This window comes from Ruegeria sp. CK2, from assembly GCF_056536585.1.
On sequence record NZ_JBQFPW010000009.1, the window covers coordinates 122,162 to 137,330 of the forward strand.

The 15,169-nt window shown below is 56.1% G+C and carries 17 protein-coding genes; 9 read left to right on the forward strand and 8 right to left on the reverse strand.

From position 1 onward, the window contains the following. Positions 1 to 9: 9 nt before the first annotated feature. The 7 genes from ACR0BU_RS14815 to ACR0BU_RS14845 form a co-directional block, all read right to left on the reverse strand. The gene (locus ACR0BU_RS14815) at positions 10 to 381 is read right to left on the reverse strand and encodes a succinate dehydrogenase, hydrophobic membrane anchor protein (protein ID WP_480736439.1); all 372 of its coding nucleotides are present in this window, start codon (positions 379 to 381) and stop codon (positions 10 to 12) included. Positions 382 to 392: 11 nt separating this feature from the next. Next, positions 393 to 776, reverse strand: coding sequence for a succinate dehydrogenase, cytochrome b556 subunit (sdhC, locus tag ACR0BU_RS14820; protein ID WP_299888822.1), 384 nt, complete (start codon positions 774 to 776; stop codon positions 393 to 395). Between the two features lie 214 nt (positions 777 to 990). Beyond that, on the reverse strand, positions 991 to 1,653 hold the full coding sequence (locus ACR0BU_RS14825; protein ID WP_299888825.1) for a DUF1194 domain-containing protein: 663 nt from the start codon (positions 1,651 to 1,653) through the stop codon (positions 991 to 993). Positions 1,654 to 1,730: 77 nt separating this feature from the next. Then, positions 1,731 to 2,759, reverse strand: coding sequence for a MaoC family dehydratase (locus ACR0BU_RS14830; protein WP_480736442.1), 1,029 nt, complete (start codon positions 2,757 to 2,759; stop codon positions 1,731 to 1,733). Continuing rightward, on the reverse strand, positions 2,759 to 2,965 hold the full coding sequence (locus tag ACR0BU_RS14835; RefSeq protein ID WP_480736443.1) for a DUF1737 domain-containing protein: 207 nt from the start codon (positions 2,963 to 2,965) through the stop codon (positions 2,759 to 2,761). Before ACR0BU_RS14835 ends, ACR0BU_RS14830 begins: the two co-directional genes overlap by 1 nt. Positions 2,966 to 2,977: 12 nt before the next feature. Then, on the reverse strand, positions 2,978 to 3,532 hold the full coding sequence (locus ACR0BU_RS14840) for an NnrU family protein (RefSeq protein ID WP_298935314.1): 555 nt from the start codon (positions 3,530 to 3,532) through the stop codon (positions 2,978 to 2,980). A 7-nt stretch (positions 3,533 to 3,539) separates the two neighbouring features. Beyond that, positions 3,540 to 4,397 carry an HpcH/HpaI aldolase/citrate lyase family protein gene (locus ACR0BU_RS14845; protein WP_480736445.1) on the reverse strand — a complete coding sequence of 286 codons (858 nt, stop codon included), beginning with the start codon at positions 4,395 to 4,397 and terminating at the stop codon, positions 3,540 to 3,542. Positions 4,398 to 4,575: 178 nt separating this feature from the next. Between ACR0BU_RS14845 and ACR0BU_RS14850 the strand changes: the two genes are divergently transcribed. Continuing rightward, entirely contained in the window at positions 4,576 to 4,890 is a 315-nt protein-coding gene (locus ACR0BU_RS14850; protein ID WP_298935316.1) for a hypothetical protein, read from the forward strand. Positions 4,891 to 4,892: 2 nt separating this feature from the next. Here ACR0BU_RS14850 and ACR0BU_RS14855 read toward each other — a convergent pair whose 3' ends face one another. Next, the gene (locus tag ACR0BU_RS14855; protein WP_480736447.1) at positions 4,893 to 5,648 is read right to left on the reverse strand and encodes a sulfite exporter TauE/SafE family protein; all 756 of its coding nucleotides are present in this window, start codon (positions 5,646 to 5,648) and stop codon (positions 4,893 to 4,895) included. A 160-nt stretch (positions 5,649 to 5,808) separates the two neighbouring features. Here ACR0BU_RS14855 and mdh point away from each other — a divergent pair, with 160 nt between their 5' ends. From mdh to ACR0BU_RS14895, 8 genes are all read left to right on the forward strand, one after another. After that, positions 5,809 to 6,771: a malate dehydrogenase gene (mdh, locus tag ACR0BU_RS14860; RefSeq protein ID WP_300068726.1), complete on the forward strand. Its 963-nt coding sequence runs from the start codon at positions 5,809 to 5,811 to the stop codon at positions 6,769 to 6,771. A gap of 324 nt (positions 6,772 to 7,095) precedes the next feature. Further along, positions 7,096 to 8,289 (forward strand): ADP-forming succinate--CoA ligase subunit beta, encoded by a 1,194-nt coding sequence (gene sucC / locus ACR0BU_RS14865; protein WP_480736449.1) that lies wholly within the window; start codon positions 7,096 to 7,098, stop codon positions 8,287 to 8,289. 6 nt (positions 8,290 to 8,295) lie between these two features. Continuing rightward, positions 8,296 to 8,937, forward strand: coding sequence for a hypothetical protein (locus ACR0BU_RS14870; protein WP_480736450.1), 642 nt, complete (start codon positions 8,296 to 8,298; stop codon positions 8,935 to 8,937). Between the two features lie 168 nt (positions 8,938 to 9,105). Next, positions 9,106 to 9,933: a glycosyltransferase family 25 protein gene (locus ACR0BU_RS14875; protein WP_480736452.1), complete on the forward strand. Its 828-nt coding sequence runs from the start codon at positions 9,106 to 9,108 to the stop codon at positions 9,931 to 9,933. A gap of 13 nt (positions 9,934 to 9,946) precedes the next feature. After that, positions 9,947 to 10,828 (forward strand): succinate--CoA ligase subunit alpha, encoded by an 882-nt coding sequence (sucD, locus tag ACR0BU_RS14880; protein WP_480736453.1) that lies wholly within the window; start codon positions 9,947 to 9,949, stop codon positions 10,826 to 10,828. Positions 10,829 to 10,833: 5 nt separating this feature from the next. Further along, positions 10,834 to 11,673: a hypothetical protein gene (locus tag ACR0BU_RS14885; RefSeq protein ID WP_480736455.1), complete on the forward strand. Its 840-nt coding sequence runs from the start codon at positions 10,834 to 10,836 to the stop codon at positions 11,671 to 11,673. Next, positions 11,673 to 12,215, forward strand: a complete 543-nt coding sequence (locus ACR0BU_RS14890) for a DUF805 domain-containing protein (RefSeq protein WP_480736456.1) — start codon at positions 11,673 to 11,675, stop codon at positions 12,213 to 12,215. The genes ACR0BU_RS14885 and ACR0BU_RS14890 overlap by 1 nt, the downstream gene beginning before the upstream one ends. Then, positions 12,212 to 15,169: a 2-oxoglutarate dehydrogenase E1 component gene (locus ACR0BU_RS14895; protein WP_480736457.1), complete on the forward strand. Its 2,958-nt coding sequence runs from the start codon at positions 12,212 to 12,214 to the stop codon at positions 15,167 to 15,169. Before ACR0BU_RS14890 ends, ACR0BU_RS14895 begins: the two co-directional genes overlap by 4 nt.

Consider the following 15,169-nt stretch of genomic DNA (forward strand, 5'->3'; position numbering starts at 1 on the left):
AGACGCAGGTCAAAGGGCGAGCTTGATCAGCGCAAGAAGACTCGCAGCGATCAACGTGTAGCAAAATGCCTGCGTGGCAACGATCGTCAGCTTTTCCGCGACACCGTGCACGTAGTCCTCAATCGCTTCCTGCGCTTCATGCATCAGTTGGATCAAACCAACGACCAGTGCCAAAGCCACGATAATTACCGGTATAGGCCGGCTGAAATAGGCCAGTACTTCTTGATAAGATCCGCCAATGCCTTTGCCCAGCGCGATCAGGAACAACGGAACCAGCACAACCATAATCATTGAGCGTACCATCATGCGCCAATGCCCTTGGGTTCCCGAGCCTCCGGCCCCCAACCCCTGCGCGCGCTTACGGTCTGTCAGATATCGCATCAGTCCGTTCCTTACACCAAAAACACTGTGAGAATGGTCAGAACAGTGGCAAAGACGAACATACCAATACCCATCTTTTCCGAAGTCTCTACATCCAGACAGTAGCCAAAGTCCCAGATGACGTGACGCAGACGACCCAGTGTGTGATACCAAAGCGCCCAGGTTGCGCCCAACAGAAGCAGATCGCCAAACCAACTGCGCAGAAAATTGTCTATCGGCACAAAGGCGGTTTCAGACGTTGCCGCAGCCAAAAGCCACCAGACAACCAATGGTGACAAAACCAAAACCGCAATTCCGGACAGTCGAACCATGATCGAAGACATGGAGGTCAACTGAGGACGATAAATCATTATGTGCGGTGAAAGTGGGCGGTTGCCCCGATTTACATCGGCCATGATGGCTCCTTTTCGGTTGGCTACAGACGGTTTTACCGTTTTTTCCCACTGTGTCACGTGCTGCAGGTGCAAAAGTGCTTAAATTCGGCTCAAAAACGCAGTTTAGCAAGTTATGTGATCACACCAAATAAACTCGTGATCACAAAACCCATTCCACATCTTCAATGTTAGCGTTTTCAAGGGCCAAGCATTGTGATCACGAATCTTCGATGCTTCACTTCAACCCGGCCGTTTGCTCTACGACTTCGCGCAACAGCTTTTTTCGTATTCGTTCCGGGTAGTCTTCAAACCCAGATGCAGAAACCACAAAAGCCCCTTCTCCGACGATCACATTCTCAAAGAAATACGCCGTCAGGTCAGGCTCGCTTTCTTCGATGGCGATTGCATTGACTGTAACGCCCCGATTGCGCAACACGCTGTGCACCTTCGTGGGTTCGACACCCTCATTCGAAACCCCATCCCCCGAAAGGTCGATCAAGTGGCGCTTACACTCCGAGACCGATTCAAAGCTGTCCATTGTCTTTTCGAGCGCTTCGCCAATGGCAGTAGAAAAGTTGCGCCAAACCCTTGGATCCGAGGCAACTTGTGCGGCAAAGCCATCGAGTGCGTGAAAACTGTCGATCTGTGTCCAGGGAACCGTGATCTTTTGGCGCGACGCGCCCGTCCACTGTACGAGCATCAATTGCGCCTGCCCCCTGACCAGCGCTTCGGAGACAATGGGGTCACGCAACCCAGCGGCAAGACCGTCCATCTGAATGCGAAATTCTTTGCTGTCGACCGAGCCCGACACATCAACCGCCAGCGCCAATGCCAGATCACAGGCCCATGCAGGCGGGGCGAGAGACAGGCAGACAGCAAGTGTTCGTAGTGAGACCATAACCGCACGTTAGCACGTATCGTGAAATCTGCAGTCACATGAATGTAATCAAGCCGCAGGCATCTGGTGGCCAGACGTTAGATCGGCATCAATGCCCAATAATCCAGATCCAACAAAACGTCAGGAAGGTACTTTCCGTCCTCGTTGCGCAACGCGAAAGGCGGCCCACCCTTGGTCGCCACCAATCGCAGGCGAACTGCGCCAACGCCCGGAACGCCTGTCTCGGCCTTGTCCAGCACTTCAGACCAGGCCTTGATCGTATCACCTGCAAAACATGGGTTGGCGTGGGCACCGCCATTCAGACCCACGATCATCTGGGCATTTGCCAGCCCGTTGAAAGACAACGTGCGCGCCATCGAGATCACATGGCCACCGTAGATCAGACGCCCGTCGGGGCGGAAGGTCAGATCGAAGTGTACCTTGGCCGTATTTTGCCAAAGGCGGGTGGCCAGCATGTGCTCGGCCTCTTCTATTGTCACCCCATCCACGTGATCAATGGTTTCGCCGATCTCGTAGTCGCCCCACCTGTGCGCCTCACCGGACTGAACAAAACTGTAGTTAGAAAAGTCCAAACCCTGCGGGATCATCAGATCTTCAGCGGCGAGCGCTTTCTTCAGCGCTGGAACAACCGTCTCAGGTGCAGGTGCATTCAGGTTCGATTTGCGCACCATAACCCAGCGGACGTATTCGATAACAACGTCGTCGCGCTGGTTTAATCCGCGCGTGCGCACCCAAACAACGCCGGTTCTACCATTCGAGTTCTGCTTGACGCCGATCACTTCGGATTCTGATCGCAGCGTATCACCGGGATAAACAGGTTGCAGCCAGCGGCCTTCGGCATATCCCAGATTTGCCACCGCATTCAGTGAAACATCAGGCACCGTCTTGCCAAACACCACGTGAAATGCGGCCAGGTCATCAATCGGGCTTTCAGGCAAGCCGCAGTTCCGGGCAAATTCATCCGACGAATAAAGCGCGTGCCGCGCAGGATAGAGCGCGTGGTACAGCGCCCGCTCTCCGGCCGTCACGGTGCGCGGTACAGCATGGCGCAAAACTTGCCCTACGGAGTAATCTTCAAAGAAACGGCCCGGATTGGTCTTTGCCATTATTGCTGCCCCAGTTTCATGTCAGAGGAATAGTCAGCCTGAACATCCTTGGTCACGGCCTGCGCGCAACGCATCACATTGTTGGCGCTGTCAAACGCGTAAGAGGGAGAGCCATAAAGCTCCCACCCCTTGCACAGCGCCTCCGAGACCTTGTGGCAGAAGGCTGATGTGTCTTCCTCGGTCAGGAGGCGATAGAGCTTGGCCAAGATGTCAAATCCTTAAGATGGGAAAGGGGAAGGGCCGACCAGCCCGTGGATATAGCCGATAAGTCCGAGCAGCACGATCGAGGCCACAAAGAACATCGCGTCCTTGCCATAAGTACCGGGCTCACCGGGTGTCCAATCAGGTTCAGAGCGGTTGATCACAATCACTTCGGCAACCGCCCAAGACAACAGACCGCCAAACAGAACGATCGAAGCCAAATCACCGTTCACCAGCAGGTGAGCAAAGGCCCAGAGCTTGAAACCGCCCAACATGGGGTGGCGCATATTGTTCAGCAGACGGCCTTTGGCGCCAGCCGGGCTCATCATATAGATCGCAATCAACACCAATAGATTGTTGATATGAATCATAAACACCGGCGGTGCCCAGACATAGATAAAGTCCGTCATGCGATAGCCGAAGACCATCAGCAAGATCGACACGACCAGAGCCAGAGCAACCACACCCTTCCCGGCATCGCCCATCGCGGCCCGTTGTTGGGGCATCAATCGTTTGAAGAAATGCGCGGCCCACCAAAGCGCCACGCCCAGAATCAGTAGAACAAAGCCCATTGCTGGCTTACCCCGCTTGCAATGATGAAATCGCCTCTGCTTTTGCCAGAGTTTCACGTGCAGTTGCAACGTGCAGGTTCTCAACGATTTTACCGTCGACCACGGCGACACCCTGTCCTTGGCCTTCGACCTCTTCAAACGCCGCGATCTGCCGACGCGCCAGGTCGATCTCATCATTGGACGGAGCGAAAGCAGCATTCGTCACATCAACCTGTGCCGGGTGAATCAGTGTCTTGCCGTCAAAGCCCATATCGCGGCCTTGCGCACATTCGGCGGCAAGCCCGTCGGTATCCTTGAACGCGTTGTACACACCATCGACAATGATCAGACCTTCTGCCTTGGCGGCCAGAACACACAGGCCCAGTGAGGTCATCAGTGGCAAACGATCGGGGCGAAAACGCGCCTGAAGCTCTTTGCTCAGATCGTTGGTGCCCATGACGAACCCGGTGATACAGGGGTGGGCAGCGATCTCTGCCGCGTTCAGCATACCGCGCGGCGTTTCCATCATCGCCCAGATCGGCAGATCGCCGGTTATCGCAGCCAACGCGTCAACGTCTGCGGCAGAGTTTACTTTGGGCAGCAGGACCACATCTGCATCCATGTCACGCACTGCTTCGGCATCTGCACGACCCCATTCGGTGTCCAGCCCGTTGATGCGAACGATCTTGACCCGCGCACCATATCCATCAGCGGCCAATGCGGCCTTAAGCGTTGCGCGCGCGTTGGACTTTTCATCGGCCGCTACAGCATCTTCCAGATCAAAAATGATCGCATCAACCGGCAGGTTGCGCGCCTTATCCAGGGCGCGCTCTTTCGAGCCAGGTATGTAAAGCACCGAACGGTACGGGCGTTGACGCGGATCCATCGACCCCTCCCCAAGAAATAATGTTGCGCGGAATGGGGCATTTTTTTCAGGAAAGTTCAAGACCAAAATTGCCGCATTGCAGCATTACCCGCCAAAGCGACGCAACGTGCGTTGCCTTTACCCAATCTCCGAACCCTCGCGGCAGGCTTACTGGCATAGGTGGCAGAAGGGGCCTGAGATGAAAACGAAACTGATCAAAATGACCATGGGGTTAGGGATCATGGCGCTGGCAGCGCAGCAGTTGCAGGCTCAGCCGCGCAACTGCGCACCCCGGGAAGACGTGATCAAGCGGCTTGAAGAAATTTACGGAGAAACCCGCAAAGGGATCGGCATTGCCAGACGCGGCGCGGTGATGGAGGTGTTCGCCTCGGATGAGACCGGTAGCTGGACAATCACAGTTACTCTGCCGGGCGGTGCCACTTGCCTTGTAGCATCGGGCCAGTCCTACGAAACCCTCGCTGATGCGTTACCGGCGCAAGGCAAGGACGCCTGAATTCAGGTCACGGCATCCCAGATCAGCTTGGTGCCTGTCATCGTCAGCAAAACATAAGCGATGCCAAAGAACACGCGTTCGGACATCATGAAATGCGCCCGAACGCCCAGCCATGCGCCGAGTACTGCGAATGGCGCGAGCAGAAGATTTGCCCAGGCCGTTTGCAGCGTGAACAGACCCAGATACGCATAAGGCACAAACTTGGCGACATTGATGACCCAGAACACCAAAACGGTCGACGCTTGGTATTCAGTTTTCGACAGGCGCTTTGACAGCAAATAGACTGCGGCGGGTGGTCCACCCGCATGGCTGACAAAGCTTGTGAACCCGGCAACCAAACCGGCAAACAGCCCGGCCGAAGATGGCAAGCGTTTTGCGGAAACACGGGCCCAGCCTCGGGATTGACTGATGTGCCAGATCACGAATCCAACCGAAATCGCTCCTATCAGCAGGCGCAGAACATCTTCGTCAGTTGCGCGGAACAGCCCCGCGCCCAGCGCCACGCCTGGTACTGCGCCCAATATCAGCAAACGGGAATCCGGCCAATTCCAGCGCTTCCAATACGGCCCCAGTGTTGCAACATCGATGATCATCAGGATCGGAAGCATCAAGGCGAGCGCCTGCCCCGGCTCCAGAATAAGGGCCAGAATCGACGATGACGCAAACGCCACACCCGAGCCGAACCCACCCTTCGAAATGCCCGCAAAGATCACAGCTGGGATCGCCACGGCAAAAAACATCAAGTTCATCTCGAACATGTGGCAGCCCCAAAACGGTATATTTCGTAAGCCGTTTAGCGCAATCGGTGGGGCGGGTGCAAACGGTATGCGGTGGCATGCCACGTTGCAGAACCCTTGCGCAATGTTGATTTAGCGACTAGCACAACCGCGATTTCAAAACCGACCGGAGATATTCCAAATGGCCAGACCCAAGATCGCGCTGATCGGCGCAGGTCAGATCGGCGGCACGCTCGCCCACCTCGCAGCAATGAAGGAACTTGGTGACGTTGTCCTGTTTGACATCGCCGAGGGTACTCCGGAAGGTAAAGCGCTGGACATCGCCGAATCCGGCCCGTCCGAAGGGTTCGACGCCTCTCTGAAAGGCACCCAGTCTTACGAAGATATCGCAGGCGCGGATGTTTGCATCGTGACTGCCGGTGTCCCCCGCAAGCCGGGCATGAGCCGCGACGACCTGCTGGGCATCAACCTGAAGGTCATGAAATCGGTTGGCGAAGGCATCGCGGCCCACGCCCCTGACGCGTTTGTCATCTGCATCACCAACCCGCTGGATGCGATGGTCTGGGCCCTGCGCGAGTTTTCCGGCATGCCCCATAGCAAGGTCTGTGGCATGGCTGGCGTTCTGGATTCGGGCCGCTTCGCGCATTTCCTGTCGGAGGAATTCAACGTCTCCATGCGCGACGTCACTGCCTTTGTTCTGGGTGGTCACGGCGATACCATGGTGCCGTCAGTGCGCTATTCGACCGTTGCCGGCATTCCATTGCCCGATCTGGTCGAGATGGGCTGGACGACACAAGAAAAACTGGACGCCATCGTTCAGCGCACCCGTGACGGTGGTGCTGAAATCGTTGGTCTGCTGAAAACTGGCTCGGCGTTTTATGCTCCGGCGACGTCAGCCATCGAAATGGCCGAAGCCTATCTGAAAGACCAGAAACGCGTTCTGCCTTGCGCGGCCTATTGCGACGGGGAACTGGGCGTCGAAGGCATGTATGTGGGCGTACCCACCGTGATCGGCGCGGGTGGGATCGAACGCATCGTCAACATCACCCTGAACGAAGAAGAGCAGGCCGGTTTCGACAATTCGGTCAACGCCGTAAAAGGCCTGATCGAGGCGTGCAAGGGCATCGACAGCTCATTGGGTTAATCCACCAAGCATCAGACCATTTGAACCGGCCCGACTTTGGGCCGGTTTTTTGTTTTCATTCGTTCCGATGTGACCACAAAGCTAAGTCGGGAATGTTGGCGCAAACGTCGCAAATACCTTTTTTGAATATGATTTTTCTGCCAACAGCCAATTGTTCGAATCACACACGCCACCCGGTGTGCTTTGTGATCACACCCGAAAATCCCGTGATCACAAATACCGAAAATCTTCGTGAAAAACCCCTTCACTGTCAAAAAACCCTTTAAACTTATCCCTTAGGCACCCCTATAACGGAATAAATCGCAGTCAGACGGGACAGTTTCGATGAACATTCACGAATATCAGGCCAAAGCCCTCCTCCGCAGCTATGGCGCACCGGTGTCGGACGGCCGCGCCGTATTGCGCGCCGAAGAAGCCAAAACCGCAGCTGGAGAGCTGGACGGACCACTTTGGGTGGTCAAGGCGCAGATCCACGCGGGCGGGCGCGGCAAGGGGTCGTTCAAAGAAAGCGATGCCGGTGACAAGGGCGGTGTGCGTCTGACCAAATCGGTCGAGGAAGCCGCCGAGGAAGCCAAGAAGATGCTGGGCCGCACCCTTGTGACCCATCAGACCGGCCCGGCGGGCAAGCAGGTCAACCGCATCTATATCGAGGCCGGGTCCGGCATCGAGACCGAGATGTATCTGGCCCTGCTGGTGGATCGCCAAACCAGCCGCATCTCATTCGTCTGCTCGACCGAAGGCGGCATGGATATCGAAGAAGTGGCCGCTGCAACGCCCGAGAAAATCCTGTCCTTCTCGGTTGACCCTGCAACCGGCTATCAGCCCTACCACGGACGCCGCATCGCCTTTTCGCTGGGTCTGAAGGGCGCGCAGGTCAAGCAATGCGTCAAACTGATGAGCCAGCTCTATGCCGCCTTCGTCGAGAAGGACATGGAGATGCTGGAAATCAACCCTCTGATCGTCTCGGACAGCGGTGATCTCAAAGTGCTCGACGCCAAAGTCAGTTTTGATGGCAACGCGATGTACCGCCACCCGGATATTTCAGAACTGCGCGACACCACCGAAGAAGATTCCAAGGAACTGGAAGCCAGCAAATACGACCTGAACTACATCGCGCTGGATGGTGAGATCGGGTGCATGGTCAACGGCGCCGGTTTGGCGATGGCGACGATGGACATCATCAAGCTGTATGGTGCCGAACCTGCCAACTTCCTCGACGTGGGCGGCGGTGCGACCAAGGAGAAGGTGACCGAGGCGTTTAAGATCATCACCAGCGACCCGCAGGTGAAGGGCATTCTGGTCAACATCTTCGGCGGCATCATGCGCTGTGACGTCATCGCCGAAGGCGTTGTGGCCGCGGTGAAAGAGGTCGGTTTGCAGGTGCCGCTGGTCGTGCGTCTGGAAGGCACCAATGTCGAGAAGGGCAAGGAGATCATCAACACATCCGGCCTGGACGTGATCGCGGCGGACAACCTGAAAGATGGTGCCGAGAAGATCGTGAAGGCGGTGAAGGGGTAATCTTGTATGAACCCGTTGACTCGATTTATGACGGTGTGCGCTTGCCTCGTAGGCTTGTCTGCCTGCGAGGGGAGCGACAGTACTGGAGTTTCCAAATCCCTTTTGGACAACCCAGCTGCACGCGGTAACGACGCAGAACAAATGTTTCTATCCATGCGTGATCTCTGCATTCGCAAGCCCATAACTTTCGAAGACGCAAAGCAGTTAACTGGAGACCTCGACCTAGGCCTTAGGGTGGATATTCGTGGTTGGGACGATTTTAGCACCTACGGAACTAACTATTTTCGGATCAAAACGAACCAACCAACGCGTTTCGAACAAGGTGCCAACGCAGTTCCTAAAGGCACTGTATTCAAACGGTATTACTGCAGAGGCGACTTTAGAGGGACTTGGGCCGACGAGATTGCAACCGAACTAGCTAAGGAACTCACTGCAAACGGGTTTCAAGCAGTTCAACCGTTGAAGCGGACAACAGGAAAGACCCGCGTGGGAACAGATACCATTGAATATTTTGGCGTGTATCGCCGCGATGGCGTAAACTTCAAAATAAACGTCTCTGATGTTGGTGGTGTCACCAAAAGATCTACAGCTAATGCTACGGAAACCAACTACATTTCTGGCACGCGAATTGAAATCAACGGCCTGTGAAGCTCAAAATCTAATGCCAAGGTCGAGACCCTCGGCTTAATGACAGGAGAACGCCAAATGGCAGTCCTCATCGACGAAAATACCAAAGTGATCTGTCAGGGCTTTACCGGCTCGCAAAACAGATCGCATTGGATGCGGACTGTCTGATCTGTTTGGAAAACTAACCCCATGACCATCCCCATTTTCCTCATAGGCCTAGAACGCGCCACCGGGCGGGCGCGCTTGATGGAGCAGGAGCTGCAGAAAGCAGGTCTGTCGGCGACGCGGGTCAACGCTGTTGATTGTGATGCGGCAACACGCCAGGATTTTCTGCGCGATTGTCGGGAAGAAGGACCATGGGGCTACTTCCACACCAAAGATATGGCCTGCACGCTGAGCCATGCCAAAGCGTGGGAAGCCCTGATTGCTTCGGGCGCGGAACAGGCGCTGATCCTTGAGGATGATGTCTTTCTGACGCCAGAACTGGCCGATTGGCTGAAGGACACCGCGTGGTGGCCCGCAGATGCGGATATCGTCCGGTTCGAACGCTGGCGCAGCACAAAGCTCTACGTTGCGCTTGGGCGTAAAGGGTCGTCGCATTTGGGGCGGGACTTGCGTCAGATACGGTCGCGCTATCCCGGTGGGGCCGCCTATGCCTTAACCCGTAAGGCCGCGCAGCACTTTCTTGCGCAAAAGCCTTTTGACATCACGCTTGATGGCCTGTTGTTCAACCCGTCCGCATCAGCAGCGGCACGTCAGGTCAATATCTATCAGGTCATCCCGGCCATGGTCGAACAGGGCAATGAAGCCCCCGGAGAGGTTCAGATGGGCGCGCCGCGCCAACGCCCCACCGGATGGCCGCTGTTCCGACAGAAGATCCGGCGCGGGATCGCCGAAATCGACGGAGGGGTCCGAACCATCGCCAATCTGGCACTGGGCCGCGCCACTCTCGAAAAAATAGACTACGCGCCGCAGGTTCTGCCGGACGCGCAACCCAATCAAACCAGCACCGCCTAAGGAAAGGGACATCATGGCAGTCCTCATCGACGAAAATACCAAAGTGATCTGTCAGGGCTTTACCGGCTCGCAGGGCACATTCCACTCTGAACAGGCCATTGCGTATGGCACCAAGATGGTTGGCGGTGTGACCCCCGGCAAAGGCGGGATGGAGCATCTGGGCCTGCCCGTGTTCAATTCGGTCCACGAGGCCAAGCATGTGACCGAGGCCAATGCCTCGGTGATCTATGTGCCGCCGCCGTTTGCGGCGGATTCGATCCTCGAGGCGATTGATGCCGAGATGGGGGTGATCGTCTGCATCACCGAAGGTATCCCGGTTCTTGACATGATGAAGGTGAAGCGCGCGCTGGAAGGTTCAAGCTCGCGTCTGATCGGCCCGAACTGCCCCGGTGTCATCACGCCCGACGCCTGCAAAATCGGCATCATGCCCGGCCACATCCACAAGCGCGGTTCGGTCGGCGTTGTGTCGCGTTCGGGCACCCTGACCTATGAAGCCGTCAAGCAGACCACCGATGTGGGTCTGGGCCAGTCCACTTGTGTAGGCATCGGCGGCGACCCGATCAAAGGCACCGAGCATATCGACGTGCTGGAATGGTTCCTGGCCGATGACGAGACTGAGTCGATCATCATGATCGGTGAGATCGGTGGCTCAGCCGAAGAAGAAGCCGCACAGTTCCTGGCGGATGAGGCCAAAAAGGGCCGCAAAAAGCCGACCGCCGGTTTCATCGCGGGCCGCACAGCCCCTCCGGGCCGCCGCATGGGCCACGCGGGCGCGATTGTCGCCGGCGGCAAAGGCGGTGCCGAGGACAAGATCGAAGCCATGCGCTCGGCCGGTATCGTTGTGGCAGAAAGCCCGGCGCAGCTGGGTGAGGCCGTGCTGGAAGCGATTGGGTAAGCGCAATGGCGCGCCAACACATAAGATATACGAAGCGAAGGGAGAAATCCCTTCGCTCTAAGCATGTCTTAGTATTGGTTTTGAGCGCATTGTTTTCAGTAAATTCTGGCGCCGTTAGCGCTTCGCCCGAATTCTCGCAACCAACGCAAGATGTTATCGATCTTTGCACATGGACATCTGCTGATCGCACATCGATTGCAAAAGAGTTCTCTGAGAGAGGGTGGACGAAGTTCCGCGCACCTTTCCCTGAATTAATGCCATTGCTTGTTGCGGATGGGTTTCTTTCCCGCGCGTTGGCTAATAAAAGTTTCAATCCGCTCGCCTTGGATACGGAAACTGGCGTCATCCCAAGCATGGGCGACCATTTGGAAGCCATATCCGATGATTCCGAACGTGGCATTTACGACGCGTTTTGGTGGGATCATGGCTCGCTGGCGTTCTTGGTGCTGTATGATCATTCCGCCGTCACCCCAACCGGGGACAGGTTGGGCTGCAATTATTTTAGCACCTCCTATGACGACACAACCAGAATAAGGGATGCGATCTGGGCATTCGAAACAGATACCCCCGGCACTACCCTCGAATACGCGTATGGCCCATCTCGGTACTTATCAGTAACAACTTGGGGTTACGCACCACACCAAACCTCCAAGGTAGCACTAGGATCAACGGCAGAACGCAACCCTTCGTTCAATCGCCCGGTTCCAGAACCCCAATTGGGAGCCGGTCCAGCGAAGATAGTATTCCTGCGGTTTGATGAGGCCGAGTTCGAGAGTGCTTTCGACAGAAAACCTCACGCGGCATTTACTCTGGAAATCAAACGCCGAATGATGAGGGAAAATTAATGACATTCTCCGACGCCATCCGCACCTGTTTTTCCAAATTCTTCATCTTCTCGGGCCGGGCCTCTCGGCCAGAATACTGGTTCTTTTTCTTGTTCATCGTGATCTGGAACATCATTGCAGGGATCATCGACACGCAGTTTTTTTCACAAGTCGCAGTGACTGAAACTGCGACTTCCAAATCCATCTCTGCAACGTCCGCGCAGCCGGTGCAGAGTATCGTTGGCTTGATCGTGTTCTTCCCACATCTGGCTGTCGCGTGGCGACGGATGCATGATACCGGGCGCAGTGGCCTCTACGCCTTGCTGCCGATCCTTTTGATCTTAGGGGCCTTTGCGGTTCTGATCTTCGGCATCGGCCTGGCCTCTCATTTCCAGCATGGCGGCAATCTGGATATCCTGTTCACCCGTGCCACTCTGCTGATCGTCATTCCGACACTTGTCATACTGTTTGTGTCACCCCTCCTGGTCCTGTGGTGGTTGTCCCGCCCCAGCCAGCCAGGCACCAACCAATACGGTCCCAACCCATATGAGGTAGCCCAATGACCGAACAACTGCCCAACTCTGCCTTTCATGCCTCAAGCTTTATGCAAGGGCACAATGCCGAATATCTGGAGCAACTTTATGCCCAATATGCGAAAGACCCGGGCGCGGTGGATGCCGCGTGGGCCGATTTCTTTCGCCAGATGGGTGATGCCAAACCGGATGTTGAAAGAGAAGCCGAAGGACCATCCTGGGCGCGGACCGACTGGCCGCCAATGCCTACTGATGACCTCACCAGCGCTCTGACTGGCGAGTGGGTCGAGATCGACGCGAAGGCCGCCGGGGACAAGATCAAAGATAAGGCGGTGTCAAAGGGTGTTGAGGTTAGTGAAGACCAGATCAAACGCGCGGTTCTGGACAGCCTGCGCGCGCTGATGCTGATCCGGGCCTACCGCATCCGGGGCCATCTGGCCGCTGATCTGGATCCGCTGGGCATGCGGGCCGCCAGCACACATCCCGAGCTTGACCCAAAGACCTATGGGTTTGCCGAAGCCGATATGGACCGGCCGATCTTTATCGACAACGTTCTGGGTCTGCAGATGGCCTCGATGCGGCAGATTGTTGAGATCGTGAAGCGGACCTATTGTGGCACCTTTGCGCTGCAATACATGCATATCTCGAACCCGGAAGAGGCCGCCTGGCTGAAAGAACGGATCGAGGGCTATGGCAAGGAAATCGCGTTCACCAAGGAAGGCCGTAAGGCGATCCTAAACAAGATGGTCGAGGCGGAAGGGTTCGAGAAGTTCCTGCATGTGAAATACATGGGCACCAAACGGTTCGGTCTGGACGGCGGCGAGGCGCTGATCCCGGCGATGGAACAGATCATCAAGCGCGGCGGTGCGCTTGGGGTTCGGGACATCGTGATCGGCATGCCCCACCGCGGCCGTCTGAACATTCTGGCCAATGTGATGCGCAAACCCTATCGCGCGATCTTCAACGAGTTCCAGGGCGGTAGCTTCAAGCCCGAAGACGTTGATGGCTCTGGCGATGTAAAATACCATCTGGGCGCATCATCGGATCGCGAATTCGATGGCAACTCGGTTCACCTGTCACTGACGGCAAACCCCAGCCACCTGGAAGCTGTAAATCCCGTTGTGCTGGGCAAGGTGCGGGCCAAGCAGGATCAATTGAACGACACTGACCGAACTGCTGTGATGGGCATTTTGCTGCATGGCGACGCGGCCTTTGCCGGACAGGGTGTTGTGGCCGAAGGGTTCGGTTTGTCTGGTCTGAAGGGCCATAAGACCGGTGGAACGATGCATATCGTAGTGAACAACCAGATCGGCTTTACCACCGCGCCGCATTTCAGCCGCTCAAGCCCCTACCCGACGGATATTGCCCTGATGGTCGAAGCGCCGATCTTCCACGTCAATGGCGACGACCCCGAGGCGGTGGTCCATGCGGCCAAGGTGGCAACCGAATTCCGGCAAAAGTTCCACAAGGACGTTGTCCTCGACATCTTCTGCTATCGCCGGTTCGGGCATAACGAGGGTGATGAGCCCATGTTCACCAACCCGATCATGTACAAGAAGATCAAAACCCATAAGACCACGTTGTCGATTTATACGGAACGGCTGGTCAAGGACGGGCTGATCCCAGAGGGTGAGATCGAGGATATGAAAGCCGCGTTCCAAGCACATCTGAACGATGAGTTTGAGGCCGGCAAAGACTACAAGCCCAACAAAGCCGACTGGCTGGACGGGCGCTGGTCTCATCTAGACAAAAACAAAGATGAATATGTGCGTGGTGACACGGCGATTTCACCCGACACTCTGGCCGAAATCGGAAACGCACTGACCCACGCGCCGCAAGATGTCGCGCTGCACAAAACGGTCGGTCGCTTGCTGGATCACAAGAAACAGATGTTCGAATCCGGCAAAGGATTTGACTGGGCGACCGGTGAAGCGCTGGCCTTTGGTTCGCTTTTGACCGAGGGGTATCCTGTTCGACTGTCCGGGCAAGACGCGACACGCGGCACGTTCAGCCAGCGCCACTCCGGGTTCATCCATCAGGAAACCGAGGAACGGTACTATCCGCTGAACAACATCCGCGCCGGGCAATCGCAATACGACGTGATCGACTCGATGCTCAGCGAATACGCGGTGCTGGGATTTGAGTACGGCTTTTCACTGGCCGAACCGAACTCGTTGGTCCTTTGGGAGGCGCAGTTTGGTGACTTTGCCAACGGTGCGCAGATTATGTTCGATCAGTTCATCAGCTCTGGCGAAAGCAAATGGTTGCGCATGTCCGGATTGGTGTGCCTGCTGCCTCACGGGTTCGAAGGTCAGGGCCCGGAACACAGCTCGGCCCGCCTTGAACGGTTCCTGCAGATGTGTGGACAGGACAACTGGATCGTGGCGAATTGTACAACGCCTGCGAACTACTTCCACATCCTGCGCCGGCAGTTGCACCGGACCTTCCGCAAGCCACTGATCCTTGTGACACCAAAATCGTTGCTGCGCCACAAACTAGCCGTCAGCACGGCCGAAGAGTTCACCACCGGGTCGAGTTTTCACCGAGTGCTGTGGGACGATGCGCAGCACGGAAATTCCGATACCAAACTGGTGAAAGACAACAAGATCAAGCGAGTCGTGATGTGTTCCGGCAAGGTTTACTATGACCTGTTGGAAGAACGCGATGCCCGTGGCATCGACGATGTCTACCTGATGCGGATCGAACAATACTATCCATTCCCGGCGCATTCCCTGATCAATGAGCTTGAACGGTTTAAGGGTGCCGAAATCATCTGGTGTCAGGAAGAACCCAAGAACCAGGGGGCCTGGACCTTTATTGAACCCAATATCGAATGGGTGCTGACCCGTATCGGCGCCGAGAACAAGCGACCGCGTTATGTCGGTCGTGCAACATCGGCCTCGCCCGCAACGGGTCTGGCCAGCCAACACAAAGCCCAACAAGAAGCGCTGGTGAACGAAGCGCTGAGCATTGAAGGAAAATAA

Bases quoted from the DNA above. Each gene is read 5' to 3' on its own strand.
- ACR0BU_RS14815 (WP_480736439.1), bottom strand. From the start codon at position 381: ATGCGATATCTGACAGACCGTAAGCGCGCGCAGGGGTTGGGGGCCGGA.
- sdhC (WP_299888822.1), bottom strand. From the start codon at position 776: ATGGCCGATGTAAATCGGGGCAACCGCCCACTTTCACCGCACATAATG.
- ACR0BU_RS14825 (WP_299888825.1), bottom strand. From the start codon at position 1,653: ATGGTCTCACTACGAACACTTGCTGTCTGCCTGTCTCTCGCCCCGCCT.
- ACR0BU_RS14830 (WP_480736442.1), bottom strand. From the start codon at position 2,759: ATGGCAAAGACCAATCCGGGCCGTTTCTTTGAAGATTACTCCGTAGGG.
- ACR0BU_RS14840 (WP_298935314.1), bottom strand. From the start codon at position 3,532: ATGGGCTTTGTTCTACTGATTCTGGGCGTGGCGCTTTGGTGGGCCGCG.
- ACR0BU_RS14845 (WP_480736445.1), bottom strand. From the start codon at position 4,397: ATGGATCCGCGTCAACGCCCGTACCGTTCGGTGCTTTACATACCTGGC.
- ACR0BU_RS14850 (WP_298935316.1), top strand. From the start codon at position 4,576: ATGAAAACGAAACTGATCAAAATGACCATGGGGTTAGGGATCATGGCG.
- ACR0BU_RS14855 (WP_480736447.1), bottom strand. From the start codon at position 5,648: ATGTTCGAGATGAACTTGATGTTTTTTGCCGTGGCGATCCCAGCTGTG.
- mdh (WP_300068726.1), top strand. From the start codon at position 5,809: ATGGCCAGACCCAAGATCGCGCTGATCGGCGCAGGTCAGATCGGCGGC.
- sucC (WP_480736449.1), top strand. From the start codon at position 7,096: ATGAACATTCACGAATATCAGGCCAAAGCCCTCCTCCGCAGCTATGGC.
- ACR0BU_RS14870 (WP_480736450.1), top strand. From the start codon at position 8,296: ATGAACCCGTTGACTCGATTTATGACGGTGTGCGCTTGCCTCGTAGGC.
- ACR0BU_RS14875 (WP_480736452.1), top strand. From the start codon at position 9,106: ATGACCATCCCCATTTTCCTCATAGGCCTAGAACGCGCCACCGGGCGG.
- sucD (WP_480736453.1), top strand. From the start codon at position 9,947: ATGGCAGTCCTCATCGACGAAAATACCAAAGTGATCTGTCAGGGCTTT.
- ACR0BU_RS14885 (WP_480736455.1), top strand. From the start codon at position 10,834: ATGGCGCGCCAACACATAAGATATACGAAGCGAAGGGAGAAATCCCTT.
- ACR0BU_RS14890 (WP_480736456.1), top strand. From the start codon at position 11,673: ATGACATTCTCCGACGCCATCCGCACCTGTTTTTCCAAATTCTTCATC.
- ACR0BU_RS14895 (WP_480736457.1), top strand. From the start codon at position 12,212: ATGACCGAACAACTGCCCAACTCTGCCTTTCATGCCTCAAGCTTTATG.